The sequence below is a fragment of the Pseudomonas sp. WJP1 genome, assembly GCF_028471945.1.
Lineage (GTDB): Bacteria > Pseudomonadota > Gammaproteobacteria > Pseudomonadales > Pseudomonadaceae > Aquipseudomonas.
This window is the reverse complement of sequence record NZ_CP110128.1, coordinates 528,043-545,013: the sequence shown is the minus strand read 5'-3', so window position 1 is coordinate 545,013 and position 16,971 is coordinate 528,043. Positions and strand designations below refer to the sequence as shown.

The 16,971-nt window shown below is 60.7% G+C and carries 17 protein-coding genes; 5 read left to right on the top strand and 12 right to left on the bottom strand.

Going from position 1 to position 16,971, the window contains the following annotated elements; genetic code table 11:
• Positions 1 to 48: 48 nt before the first annotated feature.
• From hflX to OH720_RS02400, 7 genes are all read right to left on the bottom strand, one after another.
• On the bottom strand, positions 49 to 1,350 hold the full coding sequence (gene hflX / locus OH720_RS02430; RefSeq protein WP_008064113.1) for a ribosome rescue GTPase HflX: 1,302 nt from the start codon (positions 1,348 to 1,350) through the stop codon (positions 49 to 51).
• A 12-nt stretch (positions 1,351 to 1,362) separates the two neighbouring features.
• Complete coding sequence (hfq, locus tag OH720_RS02425) at positions 1,363 to 1,623, bottom strand: RNA chaperone Hfq (protein ID WP_007902656.1); 261 nt, start codon at positions 1,621 to 1,623, stop codon at positions 1,363 to 1,365.
• A 94-nt stretch (positions 1,624 to 1,717) separates the two neighbouring features.
• Complete coding sequence (gene miaA / locus OH720_RS02420; protein ID WP_272604423.1) at positions 1,718 to 2,689, bottom strand: tRNA (adenosine(37)-N6)-dimethylallyltransferase MiaA; 972 nt, start codon at positions 2,687 to 2,689, stop codon at positions 1,718 to 1,720.
• Positions 2,689 to 4,599, bottom strand: coding sequence for a DNA mismatch repair endonuclease MutL (mutL, locus tag OH720_RS02415; RefSeq protein ID WP_442967258.1), 1,911 nt, complete (start codon positions 4,597 to 4,599; stop codon positions 2,689 to 2,691). The genes miaA and mutL overlap by 1 nt, the downstream gene beginning before the upstream one ends.
• Positions 4,596 to 6,026 carry an N-acetylmuramoyl-L-alanine amidase gene (locus OH720_RS02410; RefSeq protein ID WP_442967257.1) on the bottom strand — a complete coding sequence of 477 codons (1,431 nt, stop codon included), beginning with the start codon at positions 6,024 to 6,026 and terminating at the stop codon, positions 4,596 to 4,598. The genes mutL and OH720_RS02410 overlap by 4 nt, the downstream gene beginning before the upstream one ends.
• Positions 6,027 to 6,497, bottom strand: a complete 471-nt coding sequence (gene tsaE, locus OH720_RS02405) for a tRNA (adenosine(37)-N6)-threonylcarbamoyltransferase complex ATPase subunit type 1 TsaE (RefSeq protein WP_008064119.1) — start codon at positions 6,495 to 6,497, stop codon at positions 6,027 to 6,029. It lies immediately after the preceding gene.
• Complete coding sequence (locus OH720_RS02400; protein ID WP_272604422.1) at positions 6,485 to 7,984, bottom strand: NAD(P)H-hydrate dehydratase; 1,500 nt, start codon at positions 7,982 to 7,984, stop codon at positions 6,485 to 6,487. The genes tsaE and OH720_RS02400 overlap by 13 nt, the downstream gene beginning before the upstream one ends.
• A gap of 63 nt (positions 7,985 to 8,047) precedes the next feature.
• Between OH720_RS02400 and queG the strand changes: the two genes are divergently transcribed.
• Positions 8,048 to 9,127: a tRNA epoxyqueuosine(34) reductase QueG gene (gene queG, locus OH720_RS02395; RefSeq protein ID WP_272604421.1), complete on the top strand. Its 1,080-nt coding sequence runs from the start codon at positions 8,048 to 8,050 to the stop codon at positions 9,125 to 9,127.
• On the opposite strand, the gene OH720_RS02390 is transcribed toward queG, so the two are convergent.
• Both OH720_RS02390 and orn read right to left on the bottom strand, forming a co-directional pair.
• Complete coding sequence (locus tag OH720_RS02390; protein WP_008064122.1) at positions 9,109 to 9,720, bottom strand: trimeric intracellular cation channel family protein; 612 nt, start codon at positions 9,718 to 9,720, stop codon at positions 9,109 to 9,111. The genes queG and OH720_RS02390 overlap by 19 nt on opposite strands.
• An 89-nt stretch (positions 9,721 to 9,809) precedes the next feature.
• Positions 9,810 to 10,352 carry an oligoribonuclease gene (gene orn / locus OH720_RS02385; RefSeq protein ID WP_020798550.1) on the bottom strand — a complete coding sequence of 181 codons (543 nt, stop codon included), beginning with the start codon at positions 10,350 to 10,352 and terminating at the stop codon, positions 9,810 to 9,812.
• Between the two features lie 107 nt (positions 10,353 to 10,459).
• Between orn and rsgA the strand changes: the two genes are divergently transcribed.
• The 4 genes from rsgA to OH720_RS02365 all read left to right on the top strand — a co-directional run bounded on the left by rsgA (position 10,460) and on the right by OH720_RS02365 (position 13,551).
• Complete coding sequence (gene rsgA / locus OH720_RS02380; RefSeq protein WP_008064125.1) at positions 10,460 to 11,491, top strand: small ribosomal subunit biogenesis GTPase RsgA; 1,032 nt, start codon at positions 10,460 to 10,462, stop codon at positions 11,489 to 11,491.
• A 199-nt stretch (positions 11,492 to 11,690) separates the two neighbouring features.
• On the top strand, positions 11,691 to 12,098 hold the full coding sequence (locus OH720_RS02375; protein ID WP_272604420.1) for a TIR domain-containing protein: 408 nt from the start codon (positions 11,691 to 11,693) through the stop codon (positions 12,096 to 12,098).
• A gap of 2 nt (positions 12,099 to 12,100) precedes the next feature.
• Positions 12,101 to 13,060 (top strand): caspase family protein, encoded by a 960-nt coding sequence (locus tag OH720_RS02370; RefSeq protein WP_272604419.1) that lies wholly within the window; start codon positions 12,101 to 12,103, stop codon positions 13,058 to 13,060.
• Complete coding sequence (locus tag OH720_RS02365; RefSeq protein WP_272604418.1) at positions 13,060 to 13,551, top strand: toll/interleukin-1 receptor domain-containing protein; 492 nt, start codon at positions 13,060 to 13,062, stop codon at positions 13,549 to 13,551. Before OH720_RS02370 ends, OH720_RS02365 begins: the two co-directional genes overlap by 1 nt.
• Before the next feature lie 214 nt (positions 13,552 to 13,765).
• Here OH720_RS02365 and OH720_RS02360 read toward each other — a convergent pair whose 3' ends face one another.
• The 3 genes from OH720_RS02360 to motA all read right to left on the bottom strand — a co-directional run bounded on the left by OH720_RS02360 (position 13,766) and on the right by motA (position 16,940).
• Positions 13,766 to 14,041, bottom strand: coding sequence for a hypothetical protein (locus OH720_RS02360; RefSeq protein ID WP_272604417.1), 276 nt, complete (start codon positions 14,039 to 14,041; stop codon positions 13,766 to 13,768).
• Between the two features lie 856 nt (positions 14,042 to 14,897).
• Positions 14,898 to 15,926, bottom strand: coding sequence for a flagellar motor protein MotB (gene motB / locus OH720_RS02355; RefSeq protein ID WP_272604416.1), 1,029 nt, complete (start codon positions 15,924 to 15,926; stop codon positions 14,898 to 14,900).
• Positions 15,927 to 16,088: 162 nt separating this feature from the next.
• Entirely contained in the window at positions 16,089 to 16,940 is an 852-nt protein-coding gene (motA, locus tag OH720_RS02350) for a flagellar motor stator protein MotA (protein ID WP_008063575.1), read from the bottom strand.
• Between the last annotated feature and the right edge of the window lie 31 nt (positions 16,941 to 16,971).

The following is a 16,971-nucleotide window of genomic DNA, read 5'->3' as shown; positions in this document are numbered from 1 at the left end:
AATGCTACAGAATGCCTGTCACCACGGCACAACCGCTTTCTCAGGCTTTTATTGCAAAGTGTGTTGCTCGATGAATTCCACCGGTTGCAAACCTTCGCGGCTCACCAGCCGATTCAACTCGGCGCGTGGCAAACGAACGGCCAGCAAACTGATGCCTTCATCGTCATGTTCTTCCTTCTGTACCGCACCGAGTTCGAAGAACTGCGCACGCAGTCGAGCAAATCGGTTCGGCAAGCGCAAGGTGCCAACAAACAAATCATCCCCAAGCAGTTCGGCCACGGCCTGCCTGAGCAGGTCCAGACCTGTACCGTCCTTGGCCGACAACCAGACCCGTTGCGGCTTGCCATCGGCATCGCGCTGGATCTGCGGCTCCACCCCCTCGAGCAAATCGAGTTTGTTATAGACCTCCAGGATCGGCAAGTCCTGGGCCCCGATCTCCCCAAGCACCACCATGACCTGCTCAATCTGGGCCATGCGCTCGGGTTCATGGGAGTCGATCACATGCAGCAGCAGGTCGGAGTTGCTCGACTCTTCGAGCGTAGCCCGAAATGCCTCGACCAGTTTGTGCGGCAGGTGACGAATGAAACCCACGGTGTCGGCCAGCACGATCGGCCCGAGGTCATCGAGTTCGAGTCGACGCAGGGTCGGGTCGAGGGTGGCGAAGAGTTGGTCGGCGGCGAAAACCTCGGAATCGGTCACCGAGTTGAACAGCGTCGATTTGCCGGCGTTGGTGTAGCCCACCAGTGAAACCGTCGGTATGTCAGCCCGTTTGCGGCCACGACGCGACTGCTCGCGCTGGCTGCGGACCTTTTCCAGGCGCCCCTTGATCTGCCGCAGGCGAACCCGCAACAGACGCCGGTCTGTTTCCAGCTGGGTTTCACCCGGACCGCGCAAGCCGATACCGCCCTTCTGCCGCTCAAGGTGAGTCCAGCCGCGAACCAGCCGCGTGCTCATGTACTCAAGCTGGGCCAGTTCAACCTGGAGCTTGCCTTCATGGGTACGGGCGCGTTGGGCGAAGATATCGAGAATCAGGCCCGTGCGGTCGATCACGCGACACTCGAAAGCACGTTCGAGGTTACGCTCCTGACTGGGCGTGAGGGTGTGATTGAAAATCACCAGATCTACCTGCTCGGCTTTGACCAGGTCGCGTAATTCTTCGACCTTGCCGCTGCCAATCAGGTATTTGGCGGATGGCCGATGACGCGGCACGTTGAAAAACGCGACGGTCTCGGCGCCAGCCGAAATTGCCAACTCCTGAAACTCCTGCGGATCTTCGCGCGCCTCAGGGTCCTGTCCATCCAAGTGAACGAGAATGGCCCGTTCACCACCACCGTGGCGCTCAAAGAACAAAGGAGACTCCTATCAGGCGTTACCTGGCTCAGCATCACCTGCTTCGGATTCGGTTGCGCTAGGCAGACGAATTGGACGAACCGGCACTACTGTAGAGATAGCGTGTTTGTAGACCATTTGGCTGACGGTGTTTTTCAGCAGGATAACGAATTGGTCGAAAGACTCGATCGTACCTTGCAGTTTGATCCCGTTGACCAGGTAGATAGACACCCCAACTTTCTCTTTACGTAAAGTATTCAAGTAAGGGTCTTGTAGCGAATGCCCTTTTGACATGTGCCGCACTCCTTTAAGGATTCAATATAAAAAAATAGGTAATCAGATGGCTTCGGCCGCCCCACCCCCAAGGATAGACGGCAATTGCAAGGACTCAGCTCAATATGGAGATGGTCCCAAGGTATTTCAAGGCGCGCGGCAGATTGTCGCAATCGAGACTGTCCAACCAGTGTAAATCAGCCCAACTGCGAAGCCAGGTGAACTGGCGCTTCGCCAATTGGCGCGTGGCAATGATTCCACGCTCCTGCATCTCGGCTGACGTCAGCTTGCCATCCAGGTAATCCCAGACTTGGCGGTAGCCCACCGCACGTATAGACGGCAACCCGGTATGCAGGTCACTTCTATTACGCAGGGCTAGGACCTCGTCGATGAATCCCTGTTCCAACATTAAGGTGAATCTTTGTTTAATTCGCTCGTGCAGTACCTGGCGATTCGCCGGAGCAATGGCCAAGTTCGCGACAGTATAGGGCAATTGTTGCCGTCCCGAAGCGGCTGCTTCAGTACTTTGCGCAGATTGTTGCAAGCGTAGCGCAGTCATGCTCTGACCGCTTACCCGATAAACTTCCAGCGCTCGACTCAAACGCTGCGGATCGTTCGGATGAATACGTGCCGCGGAAACCGGGTCAATGACCGCCAATTGGTCATGTAACGCCTGCCAGCCAAGGCGTGCGGCCTCTTCCTCGATCTGCGCGCGGACATCAGGGTCGGCGGCCGGCATATCCGCAAGCCCTTCGACCAATGCCTTGTAATAGAGCATTGTGCCGCCGACCAGCAGCGGAATCTTGCCCCGCGCGGTGATGTCGTCCATGGCTTGCAGGGCATCGCGACGGAAATCCGCGGCCGAATAAGCCTCGGCCGGGTCGAGAATATCGATCAAACGGTGCGGAAACTCTGCCAACAGCTCTTTTGACGGCTTGGCGGTGCCGATGTCCATGCCGCGGTACACCAATGCCGAATCGACACTGATCAGCTCGCAAGGCAGGACTTTGGTGAGCTCGATGGCCAGGTCGGTCTTGCCGGCGGCGGTCGGGCCCATCAGGAAAATCGCAGGGGGGAACTGGCTCATCAACGACCGCGCAAGAACAGTTTGTCCAGATCGTCCAGGCCCAATTGGGTCCAGGTCGGTCGGCCATGGTTGCATTGACCGCTGCGCTCGGTGTTTTCCATGTCACGCAGCAGACCGTTCATTTCCGGCAGGGCCAGGCGCCGATTGGCTCGGACCGCGCCGTGGCAGGCCATGGTGCCGAGCAATTCGTTCAGGTGCGCCTGAATCCGGTCGCTGGTGCCATATTCCATCAAGTCGGCCAGTACGTCACCCACCAGGCGGTTGGCCTCAGCCTGCTTGAGCAGGGCCGGTATCTGCCGAATGGCCAGGGTTTCCGGGCCCAGGCGCTGCAGCTCGAAGCCCAGGCGCTGGAACCAGGCGACGTTCTCTTCGGCGCAATCGGCTTCACGCTGGCTGAGCGCCAGGGTTTCCGGCACCAGCAGCGGTTGCCCGCTCAAGCCTTCGCTGGCCATGGCGACTTTCAGGCGTTCATACATGATCCGCTCGTGAGCGGCATGCATGTCCACCAGCACCAGCCCCTGGGCGTTTTCCGAAAGGATGTAGATGCCTTTGAGCTGCGCCAGCGCATAGCCCAGCGGCGGGATGTCGTCCTGACCGGCTGGCAGCGCTACCGCATTGGCCTCGGGCAACGGCGCGAAGAACTCGCGATAGGCGGCCTGTGCCTCAGCAGCCGGTACTGCCGACTGCGGACGCGGGGTGTATTGATACTGGTATCCGGCGCCAGCACCGGAACCGGCCGGCGCATTGAACGAAGGCTGGGCCTGAGGCTGCTCCAGCAGCGCATTGGCAGCCAGGCGCATTTCACCCTGCGGGCCGAATTCACCGGCTTCAAGGCCCGTAGGCCGCACTACGGCTGTCGCAATCGGGGCCGCCAGATGATCGTCCGGCCGCACATCGCCCAGGGCACGGTGCAAGGTGCCATAGAGGAAATCGTGAACCATGCGCCCTTCACGGAAGCGCACTTCGTGCTTGGTGGGGTGCACGTTGACGTCGACGCCCGTCGGATCGACCTCGAAGAACAGCACGAACGTCGGATGCCGACCATTGAACAGTACGTCGCGATAAGCCTGGCGTACGGCGTGTGCCACCAGTTTGTCGCGCACGGCACGGCCATTGACGAAGAAATACTGCAAGTCCGCCTGGCTGCGATTGAAGGTCGGCAACCCTACCCAGCCCCACAGATGCAGGCCATTGCGCTCGATTTCGATCGGCAGCGCCTGCTCCAGGAAACCTGGCCCGCAGATGGCCGCCACGCGCCGGGCGCGAGCCGCATCGTCGCGAGCTTCGTGCAGGCTGAGGATGGTCTTGCCGTTATGGCGCAGATGAAAGGCCACGTCGAACCGCGCCAGGGCCAGGCGCCTGATGACTTCCTGCAGGTGATCGAATTCGGTTTTTTCGGTCTTGAGAAACTTGCGGCGTGCCGGGGTATTGAAGAACAGGTCGCGCACTTCGACCGACGTACCCACCGGATGCGCCGCAGGCTGCACCCGTGGAGCCATGTCACGGCCTTCGGTTTCGACTTGCCAGGCCTGCTCGGCATCTCGGGTGCGCGACGTCAGGGTCAGGCGCGCCACCGAACTGATCGACGCCAGGGCCTCACCGCGAAAGCCCAGGCTCATGACCTGTTCCAGATCTTCCAGGTTGCGGATCTTGCTGGTGGCGTGTCGCGCCAGGGCCAGCGGCAGGTCATCGGCGGAAATGCCGCTGCCATCGTCGCGTACCCGCAGCAACTTGACGCCGCCCTGCTCCACATCGACATCGATGCGCTTCGCGCCGGAATCAAGGCTGTTTTCCAGCAATTCCTTGATCACCGAAGCCGGACGCTCAACCACCTCGCCGGCGGCGATCTGGTTCGCCAACCGCGGACTGAGCAGCTCGATTCGAGCGCTGTTGTTCACGACCTCGTTCATTCCTTGGCCGCCAGTTCAGTGCCCGGGATGGTCAGGTGCTGACCAATCTTGAGTTCATCGCTCGACAGGTTGTTGGCGCTGCGCAGGGTCGCCGGCGACACCTGATAGCGCACCGCGATCATCGCCAGCGTCTCGCCCGGGTTTACCCGATGGTCACGTGGGCCTTGAGCGATTTTTCCGGAATCACGCAGCCAGGCGATGTAAGTGCCCGGTGGCGGATTTTGCTGGAAGAACTGGCGCACGCCGCTGCTGATGGATCGCGCCAGCGCCTGCTGGTGGCTCGATGCAGCCAGCTTCGAGGCTTCGTTGGCGTTGGAGATAAACCCGGTTTCGACCAGGATCGACGGAATGTCCGGCGACTTCAGCACCATGAACCCGGCCTGCTCGACCCGCTGCTTGTGCAGGGGCGTAACCCGGCCAATGTTACTCAGCACTTTCTGGCCGACGTTCAGGCTGGAGGTCAGGGACGCGGTCATCGACAGGTCGAGCAATACGCCGGCCAGCATGCGGTCCTTGTCATCGAGGCTAACGTTGCCGGCACCACCGATCAGGTCGGAACGGTTTTCACTGTCGGCCAGCCAGCGCGCGGTTTCCGAAGTGGCACCACGATCGGACAAGGCAAACACCGAGGCACCGAACGCCGCGGCAGAAGGCGCGGCGTCGGCATGGATCGAGACGAACAGGTCGGCGCCTTTCTTGCGGGCGATTTCCGTACGGCCACGCAGTGGAATGAAGTAGTCGCCGGTACGGGTCAGTTCCGCACGGAAGCCTTTCATGCCATTGACCTGGCGTTGCGTTTCGCGGGCGATCTGCAGCACCACGTCTTTCTCGCGCTGACCACGGGAGCCGGAGGCGCCCGGGTCTTCACCGCCGTGACCGGCATCGATCACCACAACGATGTCGCGTTTGCCAGCCGGTGCCGGAGGCAGCTTGATCGCAGGTTCGGCAGGTGTGACCGGAACGGCCGGCACCGTGGCCACCGATGGCGTCGGCGCTGTTGGCGGTGCGGCATCGGCCGGGTTATCGAACAGATCGACCACCAGGCGATTGCCATACTGCGCGTTGGGCGCCAGGGAGAAGCTTTTCGGCGTCACCGCTTTTTTCAGGTCGATGACCACCCGCAAATCGGTCGGCGTACGTTGTGCCGAGCGCATCGCGGTGATCGGGGTGTTGGACGAGTTGACGTTCAACGGCGCACCGAGGCTCGCGCCATTGATATCGATGACCAGGCGATCCGGGGCTGTCAGCGTGAAGACGCTGTGCTGCACGGGGCCGGTCAGGTCAAACACCAGCCGCGTGTTATCCGGAGCCCGCCACAGGCGAACGCTGTTGACCTTCGTCTCGGCCACAGCGTCGACGGTCACCGCCAGAAACAACACCCCTACGGCAGCAACCAACGCGCGAAAGCGCATACCTAACCCCATCATTTATTTGGATTCCAATGCCAAAGCGGCACACCAGGCCTCGCCGCGCGAGCCCCTGGGTAAAATTTTCAGCGAACGCCCGCTGTCTTGCGGGCTAATGGTAATGGTCAGGTCGGGCTTTGGCAAAAAGCCTGCACCTTTATCGGGCCACTCGATGAGGCACAGGGCATCGTCCTCGAAATAGTCACGGATGCCGAGAAACTCCAGCTCCTCCGGATCGACCAGGCGATACAGGTCGAAATGGAAAGCGCGAACGTCGCCGATCTCATAGGGCTCGACCAAGGTGAAGGTCGGGCTTTTGACCGCCCCCACATGCCCCAGGCCACGGATGATACCCCGGGACAAGGTGGTTTTCCCCATCCCGAGATTACCTTCAAGGAAGATCAGGCCATGCCCCTCAGTGATACGGGCGATACGTGCGCCAAAGTCGCTCATGGCCTGCTCATCGGCCAGGTACAGGGTTACTTCAGACACGGTGCTTGCTCCTCCAACAACTGACGAATGGCTGGTATCAGATCACTGGCCGCCAGCCCGCGGCCGAATTTACCTTGGTATACACCGGCATTGGCGTGCAGCCAGACCGCCAGGCACGCCGCGTCGAACGCCGCCAGGCCCTGTGCCAGCAGCGCACCGAGCAGACCGGCCAGCACGTCGCCCAGCCCGGCGGCGGCCATCGCCGGATGGCCCTGATGACACACGGCAAGCCGCCCATCAGGACAGGCGATCAGACTACCGGCGCCCTTGAGCACCACCACTGCTGTGTATTTTTTGCTCAACGCATGGGCCGCCGCAGGGCGATCCGCCTGGACCTGGGCCGTGCTGAGCCCCAGCAACCGCGCGGCTTCCCCCGGATGCGGCGTGATCACGCAGCCCTTGGGCAAGCTCACCCGGCCTTCGGCCAGCAGGTTCAGCGCATCGGCGTCCCAGACTTGCGGCAGGGGTGCGTTGGCGGCAGCCGACAACAGGCTGCGCCCCCAGGCACCCTGCCCCAGCCCAGGGCCGACCACCAAAACGGACACTTTTTGAAGCAAATCCATCAGCTGATTGGCCGACGCAGTGCCCAACGCCATTGCCTCGGGGATGCGGGCCAAGGCAGCGGGTACATGCTCGGGGCGAGTCGCCAGCGACACCATGCCCGCGCCGCTACGCAATGCACTTTGCGCGCTCAACAGGATCGCCCCGCCCATTCCGCGATCGCCACCGATCAGCAATACGTGGCCGAACTGGCCCTTATGGGAAGCGCCGTTGCGGGCGGCCAGGCGCGGCAGATTGCCGGCCGTCAGGCGCCGAGCGGTCATCGGCACCCCTTCGACCAGCTGGGGATCGGCATGCAGGTCATTGAACACCCGCTCGCCCACCACATTGGCCGCGTCGCCGGTGAACAACCCCAGCTTCAAGCCGATAAAGGTCACCGTCAGATCGGCTTGTACGGCACAACCGAGGATGCGGCCGGTATCGGCACATAGCCCGGAGGGGATGTCCACCGCCGCCACCGGAAGTCCGCTGGCGTTGATCGCCGCGATGGCACTGGCGTACGGCTCGCGTACGTCACCGGTCAGGCCGGTGCCGAGCAGGGCGTCCAGGACTATGCCTCGGTAGTCCGATTGCGCGCTCCACGCTTGAATGACAACGTTTTCGGCCACCGCTTCGGCATGGGCCGAAGCCGCATCACCTCGCAATTGTTGCGGATCGCCTGCCGCCAGCACCCGTACCGTCCACCCGCCGCGCTTGGCCAGCACTGCAACCAGATAACCGTCACCCGCGTTATTGCCGTGGCCTGCGACCACCGTCAATTCATTCGCCGTCGGCCAATGCCGGACCAGCGCCCGCCAGGTCGCCCGTGCAGCACGCTGCATCAATTCGAAGCCCGGCGTGCCGGCCGCGATCAGGCTCGCATCGAGCCTTCGGACCTGCGCGGCGCTGTACAGCGCGTCGGGTAAATCATCTTTAGTGTGCGGCATGCGTCTACGGGCTCCGATGTCTGGCAGAATTATACGCACCTCAGCTCCGGTTTCTCTCGCCTCATGCCCGCTATTACCACAGACCTGCCTGCCCTCGCCCAATCCATCAAGGACTGGGGCCGCGAGCTGGGCTTTCAACAAGTCGGCATCAGCGGCCTGGACCTGGCCGAGCATGAGCAGCACCTGGAACGCTGGCTCGCCGCCGGCTACCACGGCGAAATGGACTACATGGGCGCCCACGGCAGCAAACGCTCGCACCCCGAAGAACTGGTGCCGGGCACCTTGCGCGTGGTGTCGCTGCGCATGGACTACCTGTCAGGCGATACCAGAATGGCGCAATTGCTCGCCCAACCGGAAAAAGCCTACGTCTCGCGTTATGCCTTGGGCCGCGATTACCACAAATTGATTCGTAAACGCGTGCAACATCTGGCAGAGAAAATTCAGGCCCAGATTGGCCCGTTTGGCTATCGCGCGTTCGTCGACAGCGCTCCCGTCCTGGAAAAAGCCATCGCGGAGAAAGCAGGCCTGGGTTGGATCGGTAAAAACACCCTGGTGCTGAATCGCAAGGCCGGCAGTTATTTCTTCCTCGCCGAACTGTTCGTCGACCTGCCGCTGCCAGTGGACCCACCCCATGCCACCGAACACTGCGGCCGCTGCAGCGCCTGCCTCGACATCTGCCCGACCAATGCCTTTGTCGGCCCCTATGTGCTGGACGCCCGGCGCTGCATTTCCTATTTGACCATCGAACTCAAGGGCGCCATCCCCGAAGAGCTGCGACCGCTGATCGGCAATCGGGTGTTCGGTTGCGATGACTGCCAGATCGTCTGCCCGTGGAACCGCTTCGCCCGCCCGTCCGGCGAAAGCGACTTCAAACCACGACACAACCTGGACAACGCCGAACTGGCCGAGCTGTTCATGTGGGACGAGGATAAATTCCTGAGCAGCACCGAAGGTTCGCCCTTGCGCCGGACCGGTTACGAAAACTGGCTGCGCAACCTGGCGGTGGGCCTGGGAAATGCGCCTTCAACGATTCCGGTACTGGAAGCGCTGAAGGCACGACGCGAACACCCATCCGACCTGGTCCGCGAACACGTCGAGTGGGCCCTGAAGCAGCACGCCGAACGTCAGGCCTCGTCGTTGTAGACGAACTTGGGCATTTCCCAATGGAAGCGGATCGCCAGCAGACGTAGCAGGAAACCGCCGAACAGCGTGATCAGGATCGCCTGCTCCCCAGGCAGATTCAGGTACAGGCAGAGCATGTAGCACCACGCCGCCGCGAAGGAGACGCTGGCGTACAGTTCGCGCCGAAAAATCAGTGGAATATCGTTGCAGAAGATATCCCGCAGGATGCCACCAAACACCCCTGTGATCACACCGCTGACCGACGCGACCAACATGCCATGCCCCATTTCCAGGGCGGTCATGCAGCCAATCAGCGTGAATGCCACCAGGCCGACGGCGTCGAGCACCAGAAACAATGAACGCAGATGGCGCATCCAGCGTGCGGTGAACACCGTGATCATGGCTGCAATGGTGGTCAGCACCAGGTATTCCGGGTGTTTGACCCAGGTCAGCGGGTAGTGGCCGAGCAGCACGTCGCGTACCGAACCGCCGCCCAGCGCCGTGACGCACGCGATCAGCACCACGCCGAACCAGTCCATGCCGCGACGCCCGGCAGACAGCGCGCCGGTCATGGCTTCAGCGGTGATGGCGATCAGGTAAAGCATCAACAACATGGTGGCGATCCTTGCGAAAAGGCGCGCAGTCTACGCACTTCGCTGAAGCACCAAAAGGGGGCAAAGGTGTCAGCGTTTATGCCACCCGATCAAACCTTGATGAAATGCTGGCGATAGTGCTGCAGCTCGGCGATCGACTCACGGATGTCGTCCAGCGCCAGGTGGGTGCTGCCCTTCTTGAAGCTGTCGCGTACGTCCGGCGCCCAGCGAGCGGCCAGCTCCTTGAGGGTCGAAACGTCGAGGTTGCGGTAGTGGAAATAGCTTTCCAGGGATTTCATGTGCGTATAAAGGAAGCGACGATCCTGGCAAATGCTGTTGCCGCAGATCGGCGACTTGCCCTTGGGCACCCACTTCTCCAGGAAGGCGATGGTTTGTGCTTCGGCTTCGGCCATGCTGATGCGGCTGTCACGCACGCGCTGGGTCAGACCCGAACCGCCATGTTGACGGGTGTTCCACTCGTCCATGCCAGCGAGGATTTCGTCGCTGTGGTGGATCGCGATCACCGGACCTTCGGCCAGGGTGTTCAGGTCGCTGTCGGTGACAATGGTGGCCATTTCGATGATGACATCGGTATCCGGGTTCAGACCGGTCATTTCCAGGTCGATCCAGATCAGGTTCTGCGGGTTTTGCATGTGTCGGCTCCTAGGCAATGCTGCGCAGTTTAGCCTAGGCCGGTGGCCGGGCGTGCTAAACTCGCGGCCGTTTTACCTAATCGCTGCATTATTACTACGGAACACCCATGGCCAAACGCCAACTCAATCGTCGTCAAAACTGGCGCATCGAAAAGATTCAGGGCGAACGCGCTGCCCGCGCCGCCAAACGCGAGTCCTCGGCTGTCGAGGCACTTGAGGGCGGCGACCTGGGCCCGGAACAGCACGGCCTGGTGATCGCGCACTTCGGTGTGCAGGTCGAAGTCGAGGCCCGCGATGGCGAGCTGGCCGGCCAGGTGTTCCGCTGCCACCTGCGCGCTAACCTGCCTGCGCTGGTGACCGGCGACCAGGTGGTGTGGCGTGCCGGCAACCAGGGCATCGGCGTCATCGTGGCACAATTGCCACGCAATACCGAACTCTGCCGCCCGGACAGCCGTGGCCAGCTCAAACCGGTAGCGGCGAACGTCGACATGATTGTCATCGTGTTCGCGCCACTGCCTGAGCCCCATGCCAACCTGATCGACCGCTACCTCGTAGCCGCCGAACATGCGGGCATCAAGCCGCTACTGTTGCTGAACAAGTTCGACCTGATCGACGAGCACAACGCCCCGGCGCTGAATGCCTTGCTCGCGGTCTACCGCACCCTGGGTTATCCGGTGCTGGAAGTGTCGGCCCACCACGGCAACGGCATGGAGCAACTGCAGAAGCAACTGGACGGGCGCATCAGCGTGTTCGTCGGCCAGTCCGGCGTCGGCAAGTCGTCGCTGGTCAACAGCCTGCTGCCGGAAGTCGAAACCCGTGTCGGCCCGTTGTCCGAGTTGTCCGGCCAGGGCACCCATACCACGACCACCGCACGCCTGTTCCACTTCCCCGGCGGCGGTGAGCTGATCGACTCCCCGGGTATCCGCGAATTCGGCCTGGGCCACGTCAGCCGCGCCGATGTCGAGGCCGGCTTCATCGAGTTCAACGACTTGCTCGGCACCTGCCGCTTCCGCGACTGCAAGCACGACCGCGAACCCGGTTGCGCCCTGCTCAAGGCCTTGGAAGACGGCCGCGTGCAACAGCAACGGATGAACAGCTACCGCTCGATCATCGCCAGCCTGCCGGAAAACGGCTACTAAACAGATGTGTCGACCGCCCTGGCTTCAGCGGGGCGGTCGGCGGCTGAATCCCGCCGCCACTTAAACGTCAGACCTTTCTGTAAGACTTGCAAACCCTCGCTTGTAGGGCATTTCTCTTTTGGCGCCGCCCCCTTGTGGCCGCCCTGCAATCGCCTAAGTTCAAACCCTCTTCGCACTCCTGCGACACCGAGGGACACCCATGCAAACCTACCATCTGTTCATCAGCCACTCTTGGAACTACTCCGACGCCCACGACAGTCTCGTGCGCCTGCTCAACGCCAAGCCGGATTTCACCTTCAAGAATTTTTCGGTGCCACCGGAGAACCCGATTGTCGGCGCGCAAACCGACAAACAACTCGAGGATGCCATCGAAAACAAGATCCGCCCGTGTTCGGCGGTGTTGATCATGGCCGGGATGTACGCCACCTACAGCAAGTGGATCAACAAGGAAATCGAGATCGCCAAGCGCATGGGCAAGGTGATCATTGCGATCAAGCCGTTCGGTGCCGAGCGCATTTCCACGGTGGTACGTGACGCGGCACATGCCGAATGCGCGTGGAACACCAACAGCATCATCAATGCGATTCGCCAGCATACGGCGGTGTAACCATGCGCAAGGGACTGTTTATCGGTATCAACGACTACACCCATGTGTCGCGCCTGAGCGGTTGCAGCAATGACGCCATGGCCATGGCCTCGGTGCTGAAGACCGACGCCAATGGCGATCCGAACTTCAAGAACATCGTGCTGACCTCCGCCGAGGACTACCTGGGCCGGGAAAAACTCGAAGACCAGATCCGCGAGCTGTTTTCCGGGGACTGCAATGTCGCCCTGCTGTATTTCGCCGGCCACGGCAGCTTCGACACTGACACCGACGAAGGCATGTTGATCCCGCAGGATTACAAGAGCGCCAAGGACGGGATTCGCCTTAGCGACATTCTGAACTGGGCCAGCAAGGCCACGAAGATCAAGAACAAAGTGATCATTCTCGATTGCTGCCAGAGCGGCTCGGCCGGCGAACTACGGGCCTTGCGCAGTGAAGGTAGCGTGGTCGGCGAAGGCATGACCATTTTGACCGCCTGCAAAAAGGAGGAGCCGGCGCTGGAGGGCGCACAGCACGGTGTGTTCACCGGATTGTTGCTGCAGGCCCTGCACGGCGGAGCGGCGAACATCCTGGGCAAGATCACCCCCGGCAGCCTGTATGCGTTTGTCGACAACGCACTCGATGCCTGGGAGCAGCGTCCGGTGTTCAAGACCAACGTTTCGCAGTTCATCTCCCTGCGCGAAGTGTCACCGCTGATCCCAAAGGAAATCCTGCGCAAACTCCCCGAGTGGTTTGCCGAAGCGGAGTCGATGTACCCCCTCGCGCCCAGCTTTGAACCCACGGAACCTGAGTTCAACCCGGAACAGGGCGAGGTCTTCGCCCAGCTGCAAAAGTGCAACCGCCACAGCCTGGTCGAACCGGTGGACGCCGAACACATGTACTACGCCGCCATCCACTCCACGGGCTGTCGCCTCACCGCCCTCGGCGCTTATTACCGCGAACTCGCGATCAAGGGACATTTCTGATGCCAGTGTTTATCAGCTACCGCCACATGGACCGCGCCCACGCGATCCACATCAACACGCGCCTGATACAGGCCAATATCAAGACCTACCTCGACGTACTGGATGCCGAATCCCAGACCACCGACGACATCACCGGCGTGATCACCCGCAACATCAGCGAATGCACGCACCTGCTGGCGGTGGTGTCGGAGAAAACCGCGCTGTCCTGGTGGGTGCCGTTCGAAATCGGCGAGGCGACCATCACCAATCGGCGTATCTGCTCGTTCAAGACCGGCCCCACGGAACTGCCGCTGTACCTGGACAAATGGCCGAAGCTGACCAGCGACAGGGACATCGAGTTCTTCATTGATGCTTATCGCAACGAATTGACGGTCAAGCGTTCGATGTCACTGGAATCGGTGACGGGCAGCGAGTCGGTGCGTAGCGTCAACAGGACTAACGCCGATCGATTCCACACTGATTTGAAGTCCAGAATTACTCGCGGTTTCTGACGTCATGCCTCTCCCCAATCAGTCCTCTCTACCGATTGGGGTTGGCGATTCACCGCGGTTAACTGAACAAAACGCAGATCGATCATCGTTAGCAAGCCGAGCCTATAAGACTGCGGCGAGTGGAATTTTTGCCGTGTCTAGTCCTGAAAGCGACTCACCATCCCCGATCATTTTCGTGACGCCACGAAAATGATCGATCGGCCCTAGTCCAGGACTAGACACCACTTGCGGCCTTTTCCAGCTTCCAGCCCAGGGCGTCCAAGGCATCACAGCCATCCTGAACCAGCATGTGCGCGGCATTGGCGAAATGCTCCAGATCGTGACCTTCGGCGTCTTTTATGCACAGGCAGGTGACGCTGTTGAGCAAATTGCGGGCGGCTTTTAGTCGGTGAACGGCTGTTTCAAGCAGATCGGAAGCGCGGGCTTCAGTGTCGATGTACAGCGTTGGGCCGACGCTGAAGTTGCCTTGGAGCGGGTGGTACTTAGCCATGGGTCAAAACTCCGGATAATTTCGAGAGGTTTCATCTTTGTTTCGACCGGCTAAGATCGGTCACCGCGTTGACAGCAACGACGGAACTATAGGCAGACGCTTGCACGACTGAGAACCCCGGCACGAAATTTCAGATCGTTCCTACAACCAGTAAGGAAACGCAACCCCCTCGAAAGCACCGGCATGACATGGCACGGAATGACGCAGCAGCAAATTTAAATTTTATTCAAGACGAGACAACAGGCAAAAAAGTTCTTCACTGAACCCCGGAAATGCAGATAACGCAAAACCTGTAGGAGCCGGCTTGCTGGCAATGGACTCAAATGCGCCGATTGAATCCAGACAGCACGCGTTATCGTTAACGACCATCGCGAGCAGGCTCGCTCCTACAGGGGAATGAGTACAACCGCGAAATCAGGTCGGCTATAAGGCCGCCTCGCTTTGGCTGTTGATTTGGCTTTTGATTTTCTTGCCCCATCGAGAGGCCGAGTGGAGGTTCTGCGCAGTGGCTAAACCGGCATGGATGCCGGTTTAGCCGCGCTGGGCCAAGGATGGCCCATCGCGGCGGGCCCACGGAGCAGGACCGGAGCGAGGGCATGCCGAGCCTTAGCGAGGCACCGAACGCCAGGGGCAAGAGCCCTTGGTTACTTGGGGCTTTTCCAAGTGACTCGCCGTAAAGGCGAAACCATAAGAAGCCGTTACCGCAGCAATGGATATGTACTCCGACAATAATAATAGGTCGGAGACCGCCTTCGCTGCGATGCGGCGACCCGACAAGCCAGCTCCTACAAAAAGCGGCCTCCAAACCAGTGAAAGCCACAGAAAAAGCCGACATCACTGTCGGCTTTTTCGTAGGTCACTGCTTCGGCGATTCACCCGGCTTCGGTGCCGGGTCATCGAACAGGTTCAAGCGCTCACGCAGTTCATGGGCCGGCAGTGGTTCCTTGTCCGCCGGCAATGCGTTCGGATCGACCGGTGCAGCCGGTGCGGTTCCCGGAGCAGCCGAACCTTGCGGTGCATCCGGAGCAGGTTCCGCGCCTTGCGAACCTTCGATGGCACGCTGGGCCTTCTTGGTCAGCACGATAATGTCGATTCGACGGTTGACCGGGTTGAACGGATGCTCGCGATCGAACAGGGCCGACGAGGCATAACCGACCACGCGCGCCACTTGCGAATCGGGATAGCTGCCCGCCACCAACGCACGGCGCGCGGCGTTGGCACGGTTGGCCGAAAGCTCCCAGTTGCCGAACTCACCGGTGCCGCTGTACGGCTTGGCATCGGTATGGCCGCTGATGCTGATCTTGTTCGGCACGGCCTTGATGGTGTCGGCCATGGCCAGCAGGATGTCTTCGAAATAGGGTTTCAGGCGGGCTGAGCCTGAGTCGAACATCGGCCGGTTCTCGGCGTCCACGATCTGGATACGCAAACCGTCCGGGGTGATCTCGAACAGGATCTGGTCTTTGAATTTCTGCAGTTGCGGGTTCTCTTCGACCTTGTTCTGCAGCTCTTGCAGCAGCAGTTCCAGGCGCTCCTTCTCCACCATCTCGGCCATGCCTTCGACCTGCTCGACGTCGACCGTCACCTTGTCCGGCTGCGGCTGGGTCTTCACCTCGGGGTTGAGGGTGTTTTCCGGGGCCATGGTCGGCGTGCCGCCCAGATCGATGATGTACGGCGTGCCACTTTCGGAGAAGCCGATCGGGTCCTTGAAGTAGCCGGCGATGGCGATCTTCTGTTCCGGGGTGGCGGTGGACAGCAGCCACAACACCAGGAAGAACGCCATCATCGCCGTGGCGAAGTCGGCGAAGGCGATTTTCCAGGCGCCCCCGTGATGCCCGCCGGCGATGCGCTTGACGCGCTTGATGATTATCGGCTGATTATTTTCCATGGAGAGTGCTCTGTCTCACAAATACTGTTCCTTTTTGACGGTGCCTGTTGTCGCCATACGGCGTTGCCGCTCCTCGCCATAGCGAGCTATGACTCGTCGCGGCGCCTTGTCTGGCAACAACAGTCACTCGCCAAAAAAGGAACGTATTTGCGAAACAAAGCACTATCGACCGCGAACCGCTTGTTCCAGCTCGGCGAAGCTCGGACGGTGCGCCGGGTACAGGACCTTGCGCCCGAACTCCACGGCCAGCGATGGCGGCATGCCGGAAGCGGAAGCCACCAGCGAGGCCTTGATGGCTTCGTAGACGTTCAGTTCTTCCTTGGCATCGTGGGCCAGGGAGTGCGCCAGCGGGCCGAAGAAGCCATAGGCCGCGAGAATACCGAAGAAGGTACCGACCAGTGCCGCACCGACGTGCAGGCCGATGGACTTCTGGTCGCCCTCACCCAGCGAGGCCATGGTCACCACGATACCCAGGACCGCCGCGACGATACCGAAACCGGGCATGGCGTCGGCGATACCGTTAACCGCGTGGGACGGGTGCTCCAGGTCTTCCTTGAGGCTGTAGAGCTCCATGTCGAACAGGCCCTCCAGTTCATGGGGGGCCATGTTGCCGGAGGACATGATGCGCAGGTAGTCACAGATGAACGCGGTCATGCGCTCATCCTTGAGGACCGTCGGGTACTTGGCGAAGATCGGGCTCGCCGCGGCATCTTCGATGTCCGCTTCGATGGCCATCATGCCTTCGCGGCGGCTCTTGTTGAGAATCTCGTAGATCAGGCCCAGCACTTCAAGATAGAAGGCATGGCTGAAACGTGAACCGAACATGCTCAGGGACTTCTTGAGCACGTGCATGGTCATGTAGCCGGGGTTGGCCTGCAGGAATGCACCAAGGGCCGCACCACCGATGATCATGACCTCGAAAGGCTGGATCAGGGCGGCAATCTTGCCATGGGAGAGCACGTATCCGCCGAGCACGCTCGCGAATACGACGATGATGCCGATAATTTTAGCCATAGGTAGGAGAGCACTTACTGAGTCGGGTTCA